Annotated in this window: 15 protein-coding genes, 1 tRNA gene and 1 pseudogene; 4 read left to right on the forward strand and 13 right to left on the reverse strand. The window is 58.1% G+C overall.

The window, feature by feature from the left end:
• Positions 1-275 precede the first annotated feature (275 nt).
• Positions 276-524: pseudogene (locus VDP79_RS10530) on the forward strand (integrase core domain-containing protein); the annotation flags it as partial.
• 218 nt (positions 525-742) lie between these two features.
• Here VDP79_RS10530 and VDP79_RS14975 read toward each other — a convergent pair.
• The 4 genes from VDP79_RS14975 to VDP79_RS10550 all read right to left on the reverse strand — a co-directional run bounded on the left by VDP79_RS14975 (position 743) and on the right by VDP79_RS10550 (position 4,949).
• Positions 743-1,249: a transposase gene (locus tag VDP79_RS14975; RefSeq protein WP_416233099.1), complete on the reverse strand. Its 507-nt coding sequence runs from the start codon at positions 1,247-1,249 to the stop codon at positions 743-745.
• 247 nt (positions 1,250-1,496) lie between these two features.
• The gene (locus VDP79_RS10540) at positions 1,497-1,820 is read right to left on the reverse strand and encodes a DUF1889 family protein (RefSeq protein WP_323018159.1); all 324 of its coding nucleotides are present in this window, start codon (positions 1,818-1,820) and stop codon (positions 1,497-1,499) included.
• A gap of 106 nt (positions 1,821-1,926) precedes the next feature.
• On the reverse strand, positions 1,927-3,777 hold the full coding sequence (locus VDP79_RS10545) for an ATP-binding protein (protein ID WP_323018160.1): 1,851 nt from the start codon (positions 3,775-3,777) through the stop codon (positions 1,927-1,929).
• The gene (locus VDP79_RS10550) at positions 3,777-4,949 is read right to left on the reverse strand and encodes an SIR2 family protein (RefSeq protein ID WP_323018161.1); all 1,173 of its coding nucleotides are present in this window, start codon (positions 4,947-4,949) and stop codon (positions 3,777-3,779) included. The genes VDP79_RS10545 and VDP79_RS10550 overlap by 1 nt, the downstream gene beginning before the upstream one ends.
• 445 nt (positions 4,950-5,394) lie before the next feature.
• Between VDP79_RS10550 and VDP79_RS10555 the strand changes: the two genes are divergently transcribed.
• Entirely contained in the window at positions 5,395-5,922 is a 528-nt protein-coding gene (locus VDP79_RS10555; RefSeq protein WP_323018162.1) for a JAB domain-containing protein, read from the forward strand.
• Between the two features lie 118 nt (positions 5,923-6,040).
• Here the strand turns inward: VDP79_RS10555 and VDP79_RS10560 are convergent, their stop codons facing one another.
• The 6 genes from VDP79_RS10560 to VDP79_RS10580 form a co-directional block, all read right to left on the reverse strand.
• On the reverse strand, positions 6,041-7,186 hold the full coding sequence (locus VDP79_RS10560) for a hypothetical protein (RefSeq protein WP_323018163.1): 1,146 nt from the start codon (positions 7,184-7,186) through the stop codon (positions 6,041-6,043).
• Between the two features lie 80 nt (positions 7,187-7,266).
• Positions 7,267-8,190 (reverse strand): hypothetical protein, encoded by a 924-nt coding sequence (locus tag VDP79_RS10565; protein ID WP_323018164.1) that lies wholly within the window; start codon positions 8,188-8,190, stop codon positions 7,267-7,269.
• Between the two features lie 385 nt (positions 8,191-8,575).
• A protein-coding gene (locus VDP79_RS10570) for an IS3 family transposase (protein ID WP_323018933.1) occupies positions 8,576-9,723 on the reverse strand; the annotation gives its coding sequence in 2 pieces (ribosomal slippage) (positions 8,576-9,474 and positions 9,474-9,723; 1,149 coding nt in all).
• Positions 9,724-10,626: 903 nt separating this feature from the next.
• Positions 10,627-10,983: a DUF6538 domain-containing protein gene (locus VDP79_RS14980; RefSeq protein ID WP_416233100.1), complete on the reverse strand. Its 357-nt coding sequence runs from the start codon at positions 10,981-10,983 to the stop codon at positions 10,627-10,629.
• Between the two features lie 88 nt (positions 10,984-11,071).
• Positions 11,072-11,156, reverse strand: a tRNA-Leu gene (locus tag VDP79_RS10575).
• Positions 11,157-11,198: 42 nt separating this feature from the next.
• Positions 11,199-12,185 (reverse strand): GlxA family transcriptional regulator, encoded by a 987-nt coding sequence (locus tag VDP79_RS10580; protein WP_323018165.1) that lies wholly within the window; start codon positions 12,183-12,185, stop codon positions 11,199-11,201.
• A 246-nt stretch (positions 12,186-12,431) separates the two neighbouring features.
• Here VDP79_RS10580 and VDP79_RS10585 point away from each other — a divergent pair, with 246 nt between their 5' ends.
• Entirely contained in the window at positions 12,432-13,844 is a 1,413-nt protein-coding gene (locus VDP79_RS10585) for an L-serine ammonia-lyase (RefSeq protein WP_323018166.1), read from the forward strand.
• Between the two features lie 4 nt (positions 13,845-13,848).
• On the opposite strand, the gene VDP79_RS10590 is transcribed toward VDP79_RS10585, so the two are convergent.
• On the reverse strand, positions 13,849-14,772 hold the full coding sequence (locus VDP79_RS10590) for an EamA family transporter (protein ID WP_323018167.1): 924 nt from the start codon (positions 14,770-14,772) through the stop codon (positions 13,849-13,851).
• Positions 14,773-14,883: 111 nt separating this feature from the next.
• Between VDP79_RS10590 and VDP79_RS10595 the strand changes: the two genes are divergently transcribed.
• Positions 14,884-15,900: an LLM class flavin-dependent oxidoreductase gene (locus VDP79_RS10595; RefSeq protein WP_323018168.1), complete on the forward strand. Its 1,017-nt coding sequence runs from the start codon at positions 14,884-14,886 to the stop codon at positions 15,898-15,900.
• A gap of 10 nt (positions 15,901-15,910) precedes the next feature.
• Here the strand turns inward: VDP79_RS10595 and nadE are convergent, their stop codons facing one another.
• Together nadE and ilvD are read right to left on the reverse strand one after the other, a co-directional pair.
• Positions 15,911-16,741: an ammonia-dependent NAD(+) synthetase gene (gene nadE / locus VDP79_RS10600; RefSeq protein ID WP_416233101.1), complete on the reverse strand. Its 831-nt coding sequence runs from the start codon at positions 16,739-16,741 to the stop codon at positions 15,911-15,913.
• Positions 16,742-16,912: 171 nt separating this feature from the next.
• Complete coding sequence (gene ilvD, locus VDP79_RS10605; protein WP_323018169.1) at positions 16,913-18,604, reverse strand: dihydroxy-acid dehydratase; 1,692 nt, start codon at positions 18,602-18,604, stop codon at positions 16,913-16,915.
• Positions 18,605-18,667 lie beyond the last annotated feature (63 nt).

An 18,667-nucleotide genomic window follows, 5' to 3' on the forward strand; every position in this document is an offset into this window, starting at 1 on the left:
TGGTGGGTTATGTAGTGGGAAGGGGGAGGGGGGTGGGGAACATGATGGTGGTGGGTTGGGGATGGGGGGGGGAGTGTGGGGGTGTGGGGGGGGGGGGAGGGGGGGGGGGGTGGTTTTGTTGGGGGGGGGGGGGGGGTGGGGGGGGGGGGGGGGGTGGGGTTCTGGGGGGGGGGGGGGGGTGGGGTGTGTCTGGGGTTGGGGGGAAGATTGTATCTGGCCTGAAAGGGGGGGGGGGGGGGGGGGGGGGGGGGGGGGGGGGAATGGGCGCGACGGGGGGCATCAAGCTGGAATACATCCAGCCGGGCAAGCCGCAACAAAATGCCTACGTCGAGCGGTTCAATCGAACTGTGCGCTACGAGTGGTTGTCCCAATATCACTGGGAAGATCTGGATCAGGTCCAGCGCGCAGCAACAGAATGGATGTGGTCCTACAATCAAGAGCCCCAAAATATGGCCTTGGGCGCCCTCACCCCAAAACGGCGGCTGGCCATGGCCCCATATCCGTTCTACTTTTGTAAATCATAAAAAGGGGGGGATTACCCCTGACACCCCTGTTCTTGGAGTCATTAAAGACCCTGGACCCAAACCTCCAACCTTTGGCTCTGCTCACCCCACGCCCACGACATCACCCTCCCCGGTAAAGTGTCTCCCCAGGGGGCAGATAGACCCGTTTATTACCACCCAGCCCGTCGGGGGGAAATTTCACAGGGAAGGGAATAAAAAAACCAACGGGGTAAATGCGCTCAGGGGCCAATTCTGCAGGCCACCGTCTGGGTATCCCTCGTAGGGCCCCCGTTAAGAGCTCGGGGAGACATCCGTGCCATAGGTCTCAGCAAGGATGCCTGGATCTCGCCGCTTACCCCTGGGGAAGGGGGATATGTTTTTATAAACCGGGAAATGGCTCTCATCTTGGGGATAAAGCGGCTGAAGGTACCTCCGGTCGGGGGAATTAACACGCATCGATCCTTGTTCAACAGCGTCTTGGCGCTCACGCCGTTGCGTTCGTCGGCTTGTTGGGCCGGCTTGTCTTCGCCGGCACGGTAGCCAAGGTGGGCGTTCATCTCGCCAGCCATGGCCCGCTCGATCACCGCCTTGCCAAAGGCATCAATCAGATCCTCGACCTCCATGGCCGACATCGGACCTTCGACCAGGCCGTCCAGCAAATGCTCAGGCAGCTTCGGAAATCGGGCCGTACGGGCGGCCGCCTGGGCCGCAATAGATGGCTTCTTGTGTTTCACGGGCATATCCATGATCGTTTTCTCTCATGTTATGCCTCGCCCACAAAATTCTGGACACTCTCGAGCCGGAGACAGTGATGACGCAATATTCCCTTTCCTTTGATTCTGATTGCTTGAAATCTGAACCACTGGGGGGGGGGCGGACGTTTTCTTGGACGGTTTATGCGGGCACCAAGCCTAAATCCTTCCGATACTCCATCGGGCTGCGCCGCCCTGACGACAGCTTGATGCGACGCCGCGAATTTCCAGCCACTGATGACTAAGACGTTTCTTTCTTGAACTCTATCTCTGCTTTAAGTCTGGCAATAGTGGGCTCGCCCCAGTCACGCCTATGTCTTATGACTACCCGACCTCCATTGCCTATACGTTCGGCAAGCTCAGCAAGTGTTTGCGCGTGACCGCTAGGCCATTTGTTGGCCAATGCGAGTGCTTCAACAGCACTATATGTGAGCGGCTCGCCCGTTGCATGCAGTGCCTTAAAAAGCTCTTTTGCCCTAGCGTCATCCAAAGGATGAGCAAGGCCAGTTGCAACATTGACGATTGAACTCAGCGTCTCAATAGAACGCTTTAAAAGTTCGGACATTTCCTTATCTCCCGGGTGGTGTTTCAAGTGATTAAGTTAAGCCACGCTCTGCAACGGTGATACATACAACGGGAGCTACACATGTATGTTTATGCTATGTGTAATGTTAGCTAGTCATCCGTGCTGCCACTCCTTCGAGATCCGCGTTGCTTAACCCTGATCCTGACCAACCTTCGGCAAACTTTGCGCTTTGCGACCGGGGTAGTTTGTCATCTGTAAGGTTGCGAATTCTTATTCGAGCTGGCAGCGAGGCTCCTTCGCCCACAAAGATAGCTTCTTGTTGTGCGAGATTTGGGAGAGCCTTCGTCATTCCAGAAAGTCCATCCGGTAGAAAGCGTGCTACATGTTGTTGATCTGCCTGATTTGTTAACCGCAAAACAAGCCACGTGCCACATTGCGATATAACCGTACTTTCCACGTCTGCTGGGCGTTGACTGACCAGCATCAAGCCAAGGCCATATTTGCGTCCTTCCCGCGCAATTCTTCGCACTGCTGCCTGTGCTGTAGCATATTCAGCTTCTCCTCGGTCGGGAACATATCTATGAGCTTCCTCGCAAACCAATAGGATTGGATCTTTCTTTCTCTCGTCTAAGGTCTGATAGAGCTTGTACTGAAATAATAGTCTCGCTAGCATTCCGGCAAGTGGGCCTGCCACTTCATTTGGTAAGCCCGATATATCCAGTATGCGGATATCTTTCTTCGAGTCGTCATCGGCCTGAATTTCATTAACGAACTGAGAGAGAACCTGAGAAAGCGTTGGGGAATTTTCATCCCAGTTGGTCATTAAGAAATTAATTCTCGGGTCGCGGCGTAAAACTGCGAGCTTATCCAAGATGGATTTGAAGTTTTTGGTGAAGTCACTTTCAGTGACACGTCCCAAGACGTTCCCTTGGATGCGCGCTCCCTGCAAGTAGGTTATGTGATTAATGAGCTCATCTAAGGAGAAAGGACGAGGTTTGTCTCGATCAAACTCAATGATTGTTTGCGCTTCGACGCCTGCCTTAGGCCGCGGATCGTCTGGATTACCGCCATCCTCGGGAGCTGCTCCGCCGTAGTTTGTGGGTGAAGGCTCCACTAAGCCAGCAGCGACCAGTCTCGCATAAGTTAGTGCCTTATAAATAACGTTGTTTTGGGAAGTTGCTTCAAATTCTGTCTTTCCGATTGTGAGCGATCTAAACTCATCCGCTGACATCAACCAGTAGGGAAACTGAATTGGCTCACCTTGAGCCTGCTCATGGCCAATGGGATCATAGGCCCGATATACAACTGCTCGGTCCCCAAATGCTTGTCCATACTCGCCGTGCGGATCGATAATGATAATTCGTGGACGACATAAATCTTTGCTATTCGGTTTGTGCTCAAGCACACTGTGAAGCAAGGCGGCAACTGCTCCCGACTTACCGGATCCAGTGGATCCTAAGACAGCACAATGCATACCGAACATTTTGTCTATGTTAGCGCGACAGCGCGCTGAGTCTGCACCAACATACGTGGCGAATGGAACTAATGGATCGATTTTATCGTCGTGAAGTTGACCCTCAGCTGATTTGTACAGGTCGACAGATTCGTCACGTGTAAGTAGGTATACGCCTTGGCGCGGCAATGGGTAGGTGGAGACACCGCGGGTGAACTTCAGAGTGCTGTTAGCTCCCTGCCAAACCCCCTCGGCGAAAAGCTCGATCTCCATGACTCGTTGGTCTGCTTCGGGGGGGATGGGCTGCCCCTTTTCTATTAGTTCCTCTGATCGCATCCGCAGTAACGTTACGAACCCGAAAACTAATCGACGTCCAAAATGAACTTTTACGATGCTGCCAATCTGTCCAATAGGATAGACTCGGCCTTGATGGCTGCGTGTTAGTTCAGTTACGTCGCCGCTTAATTCAACGCGGATGGTTGTGCCGGCAACCTCAACAATATTGCCGATTTTTAGGTCTGGTACTAGCTCAAAATTAACCATTACACCGCTCCTTCAGCACCATTTTGAAGCACATTGGTCACGCCTTCAAAAGTCCACCAATCCAATGGTGTCTCATCGCTTCGGCTGTGCAATGGTCCAATCTGTCCAGCATATAAACCCCGTTGGGTCATAACGTATACCCGTTTCCCCCAGGAAGATTGGCGCCACGCTTCAAGCACAGGAGGAAGCGCGCCAGACTCAAGGCAAAAGGCGAGAATGGTTGTTTTACTGCTTGGCATTGATAGTGCAAATTCAATTTCTTGATTGATATGATCGTCGCCAAAGCTGTATCCGCATATCGCAAGAATATTGTCGCTGCCGTTAGATAGTGCGCGCCGGAAGATATCAAATTGGGCAGCAAAAGGGTCTCGTTGAGTAGCAATGTATTTTGTTGCTTGTGGATAAATCAAAACCCGGCCAGCGCGTTCAGGATAGAGGTCTCGGTCACGGACACGCCATACGTTGCCGTCATCGCCTAAATGCCAATCAATCGATCCATGTAGTTTAATGACATGCCCACGGAAACCAGCTGTTGGCGCTTTGTCGCCGTACCTATGATTTCTGAATGCAACCGATCCGCCTGAGAAACCATCCCAGTATGGGAAACACCCAAGAGCCAGTGCATCCTCCAGAAGTGTGTCGTAGTTCGTGGTGAAGAAGCGAATCGGTGGTCGTCTACTGTCGAGTCCCGCCTGTCGTTTGCCGATCAGTGCATTCAAAAAATCTAGGTGATACTTTACGGAGACCATGGGGTTTTTGTATGAGCCGATGACAGCATCGTTACCCTCAGACGCAGCACGGTAACCCCAACGTACTGTTTCAGATATGTGTTGTAGAACTTCGGAATGTGCTTCTTCCAGAGCCTTGATGGTGTATTCGTTGCCAGCAATGGTGATTTTTTGAGAATGATTTCTATTTGCTAGCGTGGCGTAATCACCAAGATGGCTTAAAAGATGTTCAATATGGGTGTTCTTTGGCAGTTCTGCTAATAATGCATCCAATAATGGTTTATGTGCAGAGGTGGCGGACAGCTCCATTATTCGATCGGTCAGCGGATTCATCAGAGGTATGCCGGAGCTATAACTTACTCCGGCACCGAGTAACCACATTTGGTCCGGTCTGCTCAAAAACTCATCGAGCTGCTGTAAGTATCCGTCATCAACTGTATCCACTAGCACCTCCACGAATTAAAAATGGCCACCTTGCTAACCCCGATGGCGGCTGAACCTGTATGAATGTATCAAAAATAAACAAGAAGGTGTTGCCGTTTTGAAACTCATTGCCTAATTAAGTCAATGCGTCTGCGCGTCGCGCACCGCGCTGCTCCAGGTTTCGCTATACGCTCATCCCTTAACGGGACGGGCCATCCAGCCTTGCACATCCCTGACGCCTGCCGCGTGCCCTTGGGCACTTGCCAACCCCACACGGTCACTGGCTGTTGGGGCAGGGGCGGCCTTGCTGTTCTCTTCAGTGTGTCACGCCGGTCTGGCCGTCAAGGGCGGCGCGCACACGTGCGCTTGCGGCCGGTGGCCGTCTGTGACCCTGTGACGGCTGGCGCTGCGGCGTGACCCCTTCGGTTCCAGGCAATTCCGCCTGAGTTTTGAACCGGAGGCAGTCATGCAGCAATATTCTCTTTCCCTTGATTCCGATACCTTGAATGCCGGCGCGTTGCTGGTGCGTGAGGCGGATGGTGCCGTGCGTGCGGCCAGCCGTAAGGAAATTCTGACGGTGGCGCGCGAGCTGGTCAATGTCGATGAGTTGCATGGACAGGATCTGTCCCAGCCCAGACTCGTCAAAGACTTTCTACGATTGCGCTTGAATGCGGCGCTGGAGCACGAGGTATGTGGGCTGGTTCTGCTCGACAGTCAACATCGGCTGATCGACTATCTGGAGCCGTTTCGCGGCACGATCAATCAGGCGTCGGTCTATCCGCGTGAGATCGTGAAAATTGCGCTGCACCGAAACGCGCTGTCGGTTTTCCTAGTACACAATCATCCTTCGGGGCTGGCCGAAGCCAGTCCAGCGGATATCGCGCTGACCAAGCATCTGAAGCAGGCGCTGGCGCTGGTCGATGTCCGGTTGCTGGATCACTTCATAGTGGCCGGGGCGACGGTGTTGTCGATGGCTGAGAGGGGGCTGTTCTAAGCCATTATCGGCAAGCCTGCGGGCTTGCCTTTTTTGGTGTTCGCCATGTAGCCCTCCGGGCCCAACGATGGCTTGGGTCGGCTCCATTTCTACTCTGTTTAAGCCATGTCGATTGCTGTTAAATCAGGAGGTGCTTGGGCAGTGGCCTATCATGCAGGAAATAGTCGTTCTTGTAGTCACTATCAGTTGGCGCGATCCTGAGAATAAAGCCATTGCTTTGTGCATCGGATAAATCAATAAGCCTACTGAGCAAGCTCAATGCTTGCTTCTGAACGGGGTTTAGATTCTTCTTTATGTTTATCAGCTCTTGGAAGGTATGCTGCTCCAAGAAGTTAAAGTGACTGCCCAGCAAGCCACATATCCCGTCGGATAGCTGAACCTCAATACTGTCGTGTGACTTGATGAACGAATAGTTAACAAATTCCCCCTTGTAGCTCACCTGGGTGTTCGCCAAACCCTCTTGAACTGCAGATTCGTTGTCGAAGACGTGTGAGCTGGTTGGATAAGTATAGAGGGGTCTTAGGAACAGAGGTTTGAAGCTATCTATCAAGACATCATCCTCGTTGTCCACAATGAAGGGCATCTCAGGCAGCTTGGCGCCTGCGCGAAGCAGATGAATCACCAGTTGGAAAATGTCTGATTGAGGACGCATTACTTGCGACTCAAAGAGATCTGCCAGTTCGTTTATGAAGGTAAAGCTGACTTCCCTCTTGATATTCGGAAAACGGTACTTCCTGAGCAGGGGAACCAAGCAATCCAAGTTGGTGTTAGCCAATGTGAATAGCTCGTTTTTTATCTCCATCACATAGGGCATGTACTGGCAAAGCCCATTGTCGTCCCATAGGGAATCAACGATATCAACCAGCGACCAATAGAGGATGTTGAAATTGGTGTAGTGGATGTACACCTCGTTTTGGCTCAGCCACTCAAGTAGCGTTCGTACCCTTTTGGAGTTCAGCACACCCAAGTAGTTTCCCGTCGCCAGTTGGTTGAATTTAATTTCAGTGGCCGACTTCTGGATATGAAGTGACGTTACCAGCTCATCCACGTTGGCAAGAGGCCTGGATTTCTTGTGGCAAATCCCGCCAAGCACAAAATTTTTGGGCTTTTCATTGAGTCCGTTTTCGGTTATCCAGAACTTCCGGATATTGTTGGTTTCGTCATAGAAAAATGAGTATTCTTCATCAAGCCCATAAAGGGGTTGGTTGCCAAAGATATTCATCATCATGGGAGCTCTCAATTCCTCCGCATCTAGAACGATCATGTTTGGCTGCTTCACTTTACCCCCCCTCTGGGGTTCACAATAAAACTCGGGCAATAGTCCGCGATCATAGGTGCCTCAATTTAAGCCCCTGGCAGGCCAAGATACATGGTGATTGCTTTTGCAATGCCTGCTGCAGCAACTTCCATCCCGACGCCAGTGGCGCCTCGGGCAGCCTTCCCCGTCAAACGACCCAGCCAATTGCTCGCGGTATCAGATTTTTTTTGCTCGTTGGCTGACGCTGTTGCTTGATCTAATTCGGTGCGCAAACCAGCAAAATCTCCGGGGCTTAAACCGAGTTCTATGAGCCGTTTTTCCAGGGAATCCCAATTCCCGCTGTGAACAAGTGTGATGGCCGTCTGGGTATAGCCTTCACCCGCATTGGAAACGTTGCTCACATTGCCAGAAATATTGGTATTGAAAATCTGCGTCATTTTTTCTCTGCTTAATGGTGGGTTGCCGCCTATTGGAGTGTCTCCCGCGTCGGGAGCTTCCCTTGCCAGGTCGATGGCATAACCCAAAACGGCTGTTTTTACCGAATCAAGTAGGCGCACGATTGCACCGATGGGTATTTCCTTCCATGCAGAGACACACTGCATGTCATGCATGATTTTGGAGGCATGATGGATTGCGAGATTGAGTGGCCAGGGTTCATGCAGACACCCTGATTTGTCACCTTCAATATATGCGGCAAAGGCGCTAATACTGTTTCCCATATAGGCATGGCTGTATTCTTCTTGAAGGGACTCAGGCAGTATGGATACGGGTACTTGCAAACGGTTGGCTCGACTGTAGGGGCCTGCAAAGGAACCGTACGATTCAACGCGCACAACGCGGTAGTCCGGTAAGGAGTCGATATTGGGGTATCCATTGAGTTCCCGGTCAACCCATTCGCCGAGTTGTTGATGGGATATGCGGGCGGCAAGTAGTTTGCACATCCTGAGCAGGGAGGGAACATCGGTAGTTTGCGAGATGGCTGCAGCCTGGATATCTTCGAGAAGCGACATAACGAATTGCCTGTTTTTGGTACGTGTCTGTGAAACCGTAGTGCGACAAAGAAACTGCACACAGAATACTGTGTTTCAAGTGGTATATGTTTGTTTCGCTTGGTTTGCTAATCCTTTTCTTGCTGTGCAATTGGGATCAGCATGGTCTTTAAGAAGAGAGTTTGCATTCCAAAGAAAAATGTATTGCCTAAGGTATGCAGACGGATCTCCATTATGTTGCATCAATCCACAGTGCTTGTTTATTTGTCGGGATGCGGTGCACTTGATTTGCCAATTTCTTCGCACTGTCGCAATAGTTTGGCTTGTTCCGATGGTGGAAGGTCATGAAACTCAGGGGCATTGGTTCCGATAACTTTAATTGGACCATTGAATCGGCCCGGGTTTTCTAGACGGTCCCGGTTTTCAAAAAATGCTGGTTCTCGAATTCTACTGGTGAACAATCCCCGGCATGGCTGTGACGCCGCTTCGGGTTGTAGAACATCTCAATGTAGTCGAAGATATCCGCCCTGGCCTGTTCGCGGGTAGCGTAGACGCGGCGGCGAATCCGTTCACGCTTGAGCAGCTGAAAGAAGCTCTCGGCCACGGCATTATCATGGCAATTACCCCGCCGGCTCATGCTGGGCTTGAGTCGATGAGCCTTCAGAAAGTCGCGCCAGTCGTGGCTGCCGAACTGACTACCCTGGTCGCTGTGGATGATGACTTCAGTCTTTGGTCGACGGCGCCAGACAGCCGCCAGCAAGGCGTTGAGCACCAGATCGGCGTCGATGCGGCTGCTCATGGACCAGCCCACAACGGTGCGAGCAAAGAGGTCGAGCACCACCGCCAGATACAGCCATCCCTCGTGGGTACGGATGTAGGTAATGTCGGTCACCCACGCCTGATCGGGCGCAGCCACGTCGAATTGTTGCTGCAAGAGGTTCTCGGCCACCAGGCTGGGGCGCCCACCTCGATGGCCCGGCCTGCGCTTGTAACCCGTTTGGGAGCGCAGCTGGTTCTCGCGCATGAGCCGTGCCACCCGGTGCCTGCCACAAATCTCGCCCAGATCCCGTAAGTCGTGAGTCACCTTGCGATAGCCGTAGACTCGGCCGCTGTCCTGCCAACTCTGGCTGATCAGCCCCACGAGTCGTCGATCTTCCAAGGCACGAGCGCTGTGTGGAGAACGGCGCCAGGCGTAGTAGCCGCTGGGATGGATACCGAGCACCGCGCACATGCGCCGCACCTGAAAAACGCTCGTGTGGTCCCGAACAAAGGCGTACTTCACTGGGACTGCTTCGCGAAGTACGCCGCCGCTTTTTTTAGGATGTCGCGCTCCTCGGTCACACGCCGCAGCTCGGCCTTCAGGCGCCGAACTTCCTGAGCCTGTTCACCGGCCTCGCGGCGGCTGCCCTCGTCACCGGCGTACTGTTTACGCCACTGATACAGGCTCCAGGTGCTGATCCCCAAACGCGCGGCAACATCGGCCACCTTGTGACCGCGTTCGGTTATTTGGCGTACAGCCTCAATCTTGAATTCCTCGGAAAAGCGCTTTTGCATGGCCTTCGTGCTCATGATGACTCCTCATCGCCCCATTATGAGGCATCTGGGTGTCTAGAGGTTCCGGGCCGATTCACATGGTTGTCTCCCGTGCTTTAGGTAACTCTATTTTACAAGGTGTGGGATTCTTTGGGGGCTTTGTCGAAAGCACGAGCAAAAAGGTTGCATGCAGAAATTGTCTTGTTTTCTGCCTATCAATAGGCTTTTCCGATTGACACCGATACCGGCTTCCCGTTGGTGAGAGTACTTCCCAAAGAGGCTTGGCCTCTCTGGACTCTCCACCCTCGCCGACGGGAGCCTCGGGGGCTGGGGTTACGGGCCGATGGCCCTGAACCCCTCCCTCGGGCGAAGCGTGCGGACACTCCTGCCGCGTCAAGGGGCCGTGTCCTCGCCCGTAGGGCTGCGGGCCGCACCATCCCTTGACCCGTCATCCGCGCTGTCTATGGTGCGATCCGACGCGCAGAGCGATTCTGGCTGGAAGAGGTGTCAAGGGCGGGACCGGAGGCCGCAGCCCGAAGCAAGGCGTAGGGACCGAGTGAGGATGCCGGGCGTAGCCTTCACCCTTGACGCATCTGGAGGCCGTGCAGCCTATTGGCAAGGGATAGGTCAGCCGCATAGCCTGCCTACTTCTGGCAATCGCTAAAAATGGGGGGATTACCGACAAGCTGCTTACTCGTGTTGACGGCAGTCTGCCCGGACTCAAGAAGTGCATCCTTGAACTGAACGACGTGCGCCCTCGTGATAGCCGCAGGGGCAATGCCTCCGACGTATTCACGGAACCGCCGCACCACTCGATCCATAGCCTTCATGTGGTAGCTGCTGGGCTTACGCTCGTTCTTCCACAACGTATCCAAGTCATCCAGCGACAGACCGACACTGGCGACTGCTGGGACACTCAGAACTCTATCTGTTGGGGAAGCCTTCACAACCGCGATTGCAGCCCGCTGGCTGCCTCGAGTCTGTGCCGTGCAAGTATCCCCTTAGCGCGGGGCAGCCGGAGTATCTTGGGGCCGTATCCGCCGTTCCCTGCCGTAGATCATCATGGGTGGCCGACTGAGTACCCGACAGTGCATCCGCAATTGTGCGGAACTCACCGTCAACTTTCACGGCGGCAATACGGCAGCGGGCCTTGGCTTCGGCATAGTTGCTCGTGCCCAGAGCACGAGTGACTTCCCGACGACCGTAGGTGGCACGCAGCCCAGCAGGAACAGCACGACGGATGTAGTAGCGATTACCGCGACGTTGAAGATAGGTACACATGGCGACAGTCCCATGGACATGTAGCAGTCGCCTGAATTTTCCACGTCCGAATCGGCGAGATGGCAACGCAACTCTTTGATTCTAAACATGGTGCCCGGGGCCGGAATCGAACCGGCACGCCTTGCGGCGGGGGATTTTGAGTCCCCTGCGTCTACCAATTTCACCACCCGGGCAGGGTCGGGGTGGCAGATCGCTACCCCGGAAATGGATCGCCATTATACGGTGTTTTTCTGCATGTCTGCCTGACGGCGCCAAACACCGGGGGACTGTCCGTACTCGGACCTGAAAGTGCGCCCCATATGCGCAGCATCCGCAAAGCCGCAATCGGATGCAATGGCAGCAATGCTTTTGTCGGTCTGGCGCAGCATCCAGGCGGCCAGGCGCAGGCGCACGGTACGGGCGTAGGCCTGGGGGGTAGTGCCCAGGTGCTGGTGAAACAGGCGCTGCAATTGCCGGGGCGACAGGCCCAGGCGGCTGGCCAGATCGGCCAATCCCAGGGCCTGACCGGCATACTGCTGGATCAATAGAACGGCGCGGCGCACTGCCGGGGGACTATCGGCAGGCACATCGGGCGGCGGGGGCTGCACCTGGCGGTGAGGTTCACCGGCCTCGATCTGCAGCAAGCGCAGGGCGCGCCGGATGTCCGCCTGGGGCACGTAGCGGCTAAGGATGCGCACGGCCACATCGGTGACGGCGGGGCCGCCGGCGCAGCTGATGCGCCGGCGGTCAAAAGCAACGGGCTGATCCGTGACCAGATCGTCCGGCCCGAACACGGGATAGCGATCGGAAAAATCCCGGTATAGATCCCCGCTGACGCACAGGCGATACCCCGCCATGACCCCCGCCTGGGCCAGAACAAAGACGCCATTGCACAGCCCGGCGATCCGGCGACCGCCTCTGGCGGCCTGACGCAGCCAGGCCAGCAAGCCCGGCCCAGGAATATCCTGCGGCAGATGGGGACCGCCCACCACTACGATGTAATCAAAGCGCAGGGGATCGCCCAATAAGTCGGTGGGCACAACCTGCACGCCGCTGGCCGAACGCACGGGAATCAAGGTGTCGGCCACCACTTCCCATGAGCAGGGGCCGGGTGTATCGGTCTGGGCGTCCAGCAGCCCCAGCAGATCGGTAAAGGCGGCAAAGGCGCCCATGGCGAACTGCGGCAGCAGCACAAACCCCAGGCGCACGGAAATTTCAGGCATGGATGGAATGTCGTTTTTATTCATTTATGTAAACATAAAGTCGTGTTTATTCTAGATAAAGAAATCGTATGGATTCACCGCTATTAGGGAAAACAGCATGAACAATAGATTCAGCGCTTCCATACTATACAAACGTCGTTTTCATTCAATCATCATTCTGCCAAATCACTAGAATCTCTGGCAAGCAAGGCCTGCCCCTATTCCAGGGCCATGCAGGCGATACACCCCTATTTCCAGGAGGCGACCATGTCCTTATCCGTCTTCGACATCTTCAAGATCGGCATCGGCCCATCCAGTTCCCATACCGTAGGCCCCATGCGGGCCGCCCGCAATTTCGCCCGCAACCTGGACGTGCGCGGGCTGCTGGATCAGGTGTCCAGCCTGTTGGTACACCTGTACGGGTCTCTGGCGGAAACGGGCGCCGGCCACCGCACCGACATGGGCATCATGCTGGGCCTGATGGGCGAAGCCCCCGACACCGTAGACCCCGCCGCCATCGGCGCGCTGATGGACGCCGTCGAACGTGATCAACGCCTGGCCCTGTGGCGCCACCATACGATTGCCTTCAACCCCAAGACCGTGTTTTCCGGACGTGTCCAGCCGCTGCCGGAACACCCCAACGGCATGCGCTTCATCGCCAAAGATGCGCAGGGCGATACGCTGCTGGACGAACGCTATGTGTCGATCGGAGGGGGCTTCATCCGGGCGCTGGACAGCATCGAAACCGACGAGACCGTCCCAGAACACGAACCCATGCCCTACCCCTTCGCCAATGCAGCGGAACTGATGGACCAGTGCGCTCGCCATGGGCTGACCATCCCCCAGCTGATGATGGCCAACGAATCCACGCTGCGGCCTGCGGATCAGGTCCGCGCGGGGGTCTTGCGCATTGCCCAGGTCATGGACGACGCCATTGAGCGTGGCTGCGGGCTGCAAGGCGATTTCGCGGACGAGATCCTGCCCGGCGGGCTGAAGGTCCGCCGCCGCGCCCCGGCGCTGTACCGTGAACTGAAAGCCAAATCGGGCGAGGCCCGGACACCCCACCCTGCCCATCCGGATGACGTGATGTTCGCCATGGACTGGGTGAATCTGTACGCCATGGCGGTGAACGAGGAAAACGCCGCCAGCGGCCGGGTGGTCACGGCCCCCACCAATGGGGCCTCGGGCCTGCTGCCCGCCGTGCTGCGCTATTACCGCACCTTCATCCCCGGCTGGTCCGAAGACGGCGTGGTGGATTTTCTGCTGACAGCGGCGGCCATCGGTTTTCTGTACAAGGAAAACGCCTCGATTTCCGGGGCCGAAGTCGGCTGCCAGGGCGAGGTCGGCGTCGCCTGTTCGATGGCGGCTGCCGGTCTGACGGCGGTGACGGGCGGCACGGTGGCGCAGATTGAAAACGCCGCCGAAATCGGCATGGAACACAATCTGGGGCTGACCTGCGACCCGGTGGGCGGGCTGGTGCAGATTCCCTGTATCGAACGCAACGCCATGGGCGGCAACAAGGCCATCAACGCATCACGCCTGGCGCTGCACGGCGATGGCAAGCATCACGTGACGCTGGACATGGTGATCGAAACCATGCGCCAGACCGGCGCCGACATGAAATCCAAATACAAGGAAACGTCGCGCGGGGGCCTGGCGGTCAACGTGGTGGAATGCTGATCCCCTAGCGCCCGGCCCGCACCACGCCGATGCTGGCGGCGACCACCAGGCCGACCCCCAGTATCTGCCCCAGCAGCATGCCCTGCCCCAGGATCAGCCAGCCCGACAGGGCGCCGATGGCGGGCTCCAGGCTCATCAGCACGCCAAAGGCAGCGGCGGGCAGACGGCGCAAAGACTGCATTTCCAGGATGTAGGGCACCAGGGGCACCAGCACGGCCAGCCCCGCCGTCAGGCCCAGCTGCTGCCAGGGAAACAGCACCGTGCCGGATTCCACCACCGCAAAGGGCAGCGACAGCACAGCTGCCGCCAGCAATGACGCCGATAGTCCTTGCAGGCCGGGAAAGCCCCGGCCAATGCGCTTCATCATGATGATGTAGACCGCCCAACCGGCAGCCGCCAGCAAGGCAAAGGCGATACCCACAGGATCCGCCCCTGGCCCGCTATGCGCGTCTCCCCAGGCCAGCAACAGAATGCCGATGGCGGCCAGCAGGGGCCAGGCCAGCGCCCGCCAACCGCGCACGCCCAAGGCGGCGACCGCCAGCGGGCCGCAGAATTCCAAGGCGACGGTCAGATGTTGGGGCAGCCGTTCCAGGGCGACGAAAAACGCCAGGGACATGACGGCCATCCCGGCCCCCAGGATCAGCGTTGCACGCCATTGGGCGGCGGTGAAACGGTGCAGGGGTGGGCGTACGAAGAGGAACAACACGACTGCCGCCCAGCATATCCGCAAGGCGGATGTACTCAGCGGCCCATAATCCCCGATCACGGGCACCGCCAGCGAGACCCCGGTCTGCACGCTGATCATCGACGCCACGGCCAGGCCGACCGCCACCAGCATGCCGTTGCCCTTCAGCGATCGGGCGTCTTGACCCGAAGATGAGGGCGCATCTGCACCGGGCGATTGGCGGCGCGTCCCATCGTCGGTCACGTTTTGGCCGGCCGGTGAAAATGGCTTATCGTTGGGCACTGCAATCTCAGGCGGCCAGTCATGCCGCTGCCTGCTTTGTTTCTCAGACACACGACTATACAGGACCTCTCGATGCACGTTTCCATTCCCTTGTCCGTCCTGGATCTGGCGCCGATCACCGAGGACGGCAGCGCGGCCGAATCCTTTGCCCACACGGCTGATCTGGCGCGCCATGCGGACGCCTGGGGGTTCTGCCGCTACTGGATGGCGGAACACCACGGCATGACGGGCATCGCCAGCGCCGCCACCGCCATTTTGATCAACCATGTCGCGGCCGCCACCACCCGCATCCGCGTGGGGGCGGGCGGCATCATGCTGCCCAATCACTCGCCCCTGGTCATCGCCGAGCAATTCGGCACGCTGGACGCCCTGCACCCTGGACGCATCGACCTGGGCCTGGGGCGTGCGCCGGGGTCGGACCAGACGACGGCGCGGGCGCTGCGCCGGGCGCTGCAGACCGACCCCGATGCCTTTCCCCGCGATGTGGTGGAATTGATGGGCTATTTCCAGGGCCAGAACCCGGTGCGCGCCGTCCCCGGCGAAGGCCACGGCGTACCGATCTGGATTCTGGGGTCCAGCCTGTTCGGCGCCCAGCTGGCGGCGGCGTTGGGGCTGCCCTATGCCTTTGCCTCGCACTTCGCGCCGGCCCAGATGATGGACGCGATCCGCGTCTACCGGCAGCATTTCCAGCCGTCCGAACACCTGGACAAGCCCTACGTCATGCTGGGATTCAATGTCTTTGCCGCCGACACGGACGAACAGGCGCATTTTCTGGCCAGTTCCTGGCAGCAGTCCTTCGTCAATCTGCGCACCGGCCGCCCTGGCCGCCTGCCCAGACCGGTGGACGGGTATCTGGACGGCCTGCCGCCGGCCGCCCGTGAACTGCTGGACCATATCCTGTCGTGCGCCGCCATCGGTTCACCGGACGCGGTCGCCGCGCAGATGCAGTCCTTCATCGCCCGCACGGGGGCCGACGAGTTGATGATCACCTGCAATATGCATGATCACGCGGCGCGGCTGCGATCCTATGAAATCGTGGCGGGGCTGATCCGCCCGGCAGACCGCCCCGATCAGGCCGCGCAAGCCTGATCCTGTCGCCTCAGGGGGCGATCGGCAGCGCCCGCTTATGGGCGCTGCGCCGCCAGGCGCCGACGATGATGTCAAAGGCTTCCGGGGCTACATCCAGCCCTTCCAGGAAATCATCGATCTGCTGATAACTGACACCGAAGGCGTCTTCGTCGGGCTTGAGCGGCGTCAGCAGCTCCAGATCGGCGGTGGGTACTTTGAACACCAAGGCATCGGGCGCCCCCATGGCACCGGCCAACGCCCGGACCCGGCGCTTGTTCAAGCCTGCCAGCGGGGTGACGTCGGCGGCGCCATCGCCGAATTTGGTGAAGAACCCCATCAGGGCTTCGGCGGCATGATCCGTGCCCACCACCAGCCCGCCGCGCGCGCCGGCCACGGCATATTGGGCGATCATGCGTTGACGCGCCTTGATGTTGCCATGCAGGAAGTCTTGCTGAGCGGCATCGCGAAACGTCTGCCCCGATGCCTGCACCGCCGCCAGCATGGCGTCGGCGGCGGGCTGTACATCCACCGTCAGGGATTCGTCGGGCTGAATGACCTGCAGGCAGGCCTGCGCGTCGGCTTCGTCCAGCTGGGCGCCATAGGGCAGGCGCATGGCCACGAACCGGGCATCTCCGCCCTGATCGCGCACCTGCCGCACCGCCCGTTGCGCCAGGCAGCCCGCCGTCAGGGAATCCACCCCGCCGCTGATGCCCAGCACCAGGGCGCGCGCGCCGGTGCTGCGCAAGAGCTCAGCCAGAAAATCCACCCGCTGCCCGATTTCGGCAGCGGCATCGAAATGATCGCGCACCCCCAGACCCAGGCGGATCTGCAACTGCAAGGCGCATTGTTCAGCGGTCAACAAGATACGGTCCTCCGTCAAAAAGGGCCCCCACGCTGCGCCTTCGGCTTGCTGCCCTCCAAGGGGGCGCTTTTTGCCTTGGGGCGGCCCGGCGGCAAAAAAGGGCCGGATTCCACAGAATCCAGCCCGATACGATACTGCAGAACGGCCCGCCTGCACGGCGGGCTGTTCCCGTCAGCTGCGGTCTTCGAAGCGATCCAGCACGGCGCCGGTGCTGGCATCCGAGCAGTTGAAGGCGAATTTCGCCTGCACCCCGCGCGTGTAGCGGGGGGCCGGCGGCGTCCAGCCGGCGCGGCGCTTGGCCAGAACGTCGTCGGACACATTCACCTGCAGCAGCTGCTTGTGCGCGTCGATGGTGATGGAATCGCCTTCTTCGACCAGGGCGATCGTGCCGCCCACGGCGGCTTCGGGGGCGACGTGGCCCACGACCATGCCCCAGGTGCCGCCCGAGAAACGGCCATCGGTGATCAGACCCACCGAATCGCCCAGGCCTTCACCCACCAGAGCGCTGGTGGGCGCAAGCATTTCCGGCATGCCCGGACCGCCCTTGGGGCCCAGATAACGCAGCACCATCACGTCGCCGGCCTTGATCTTGCCGGCCAGGATGGCGTCCATGGCGGACTGTTCGTCATCAAACACCCGCGCCGGGCCGGTCATGGCCGGGTTTTTCAGGCCGGTGATTTTCGCCACGGCGCCCAGCTCGGCCAGATTACCCTTCAGGATGGCCAGGTGGCCTTCCTTGTAGAGCGCCTTGTCCAGGGTGTGGATGATGGTCTGGTCGGCGCTGGGCACGTCGGGCACATCGGCCAGCGTTTCGGCAATGGTTTTGCCGGTGATGGTGATGCAGTCGCCATGCAGCAGGCCGGCGTTCAACAGCAGTTTCATGACCTGGGGCACGCCGCCCGCCTTGTGGAAGTCCACCACCAGAAATTCGCCGCTGGGTTTCAGGTCGCAGATGACCGGCACGCGACGGCGCACGCGCTCGAAATCGTCGATGGTCCATTCGACCTCGGCCGCATGGGCGATGGCCAGGATATGCAGCACGGCATTGGTCGAGCCGCCCGTGGCCATAATGACGGCCACGGCGTTTTCGATGGATTTGCGCGTGACGATGTCGCGCGGCTTCAGGTCCAATTCGACGGCTTTCAGCAGCACGCGAGCCGATTCGGCGGCCGAGTCGATCTTTTCCTGGTGCACGTTGGCCATGGTCGAGGAATACGGCAGGCTCATGCCCATGACCTCGAAGGCGGAACTCATGGTGTTGGCCGTGTACATGCCGCCACAGGACCCGCTGCAGGGGATGGCGTGGGTTTCGATATTGCGCAGATCGGTTTCGGACATGCGGCCGGCGGCGTGTTCGCCGACGGCTTCGAAGACGCTGACGATGTTCAGGTCCTTGCCGTTGTAGCTGCCCGGCAGGATGGTGCCGCCGTAGACGTAAATGGACGGCACATTGGAGCGCAGCATGCCCATCATGCCGCCTGGCATGTTCTTGTCGCAACCGCCGATCACCAGCACGCCGTCCATCCACTGGCCCTGCACACAGGTTTCCACGCAGTCGGCGATGACTTCGCGCGACACCAGGGAATATTTCATGCCTTCGGTGCCCATCGCCATGCCATCGGAGATCGTCGGCGTACCGAACATCTGCGGATTGCCGCCGGCCGCCTTGGTCGCTGCCGCTGCTGCGTCCGCCAGCGGCTGCAGGCCGCTGTTGCACGGCGTGATGGTGCTCTGACCATTGGCGATGCCGATCATGGGCTTGTTGAAGTCGTCCTCGGTATAGCCCAGGGCGTAGTACATGGAACGGTTCGGTGCGCGGGCCACCCCCTGGGTGATATTGGACGAGCGCAAAGGCTTGGACATGATCGGATCCTTACGGGTTATATCTGAGGACAATCGTAAAGTGTACGGCTTGTTCGCGCAACG

The organism is Castellaniella sp. (genome assembly GCF_034675905.1).
Taxonomy (GTDB): Bacteria; Pseudomonadota; Gammaproteobacteria; order Burkholderiales; family Burkholderiaceae_B; genus Castellaniella.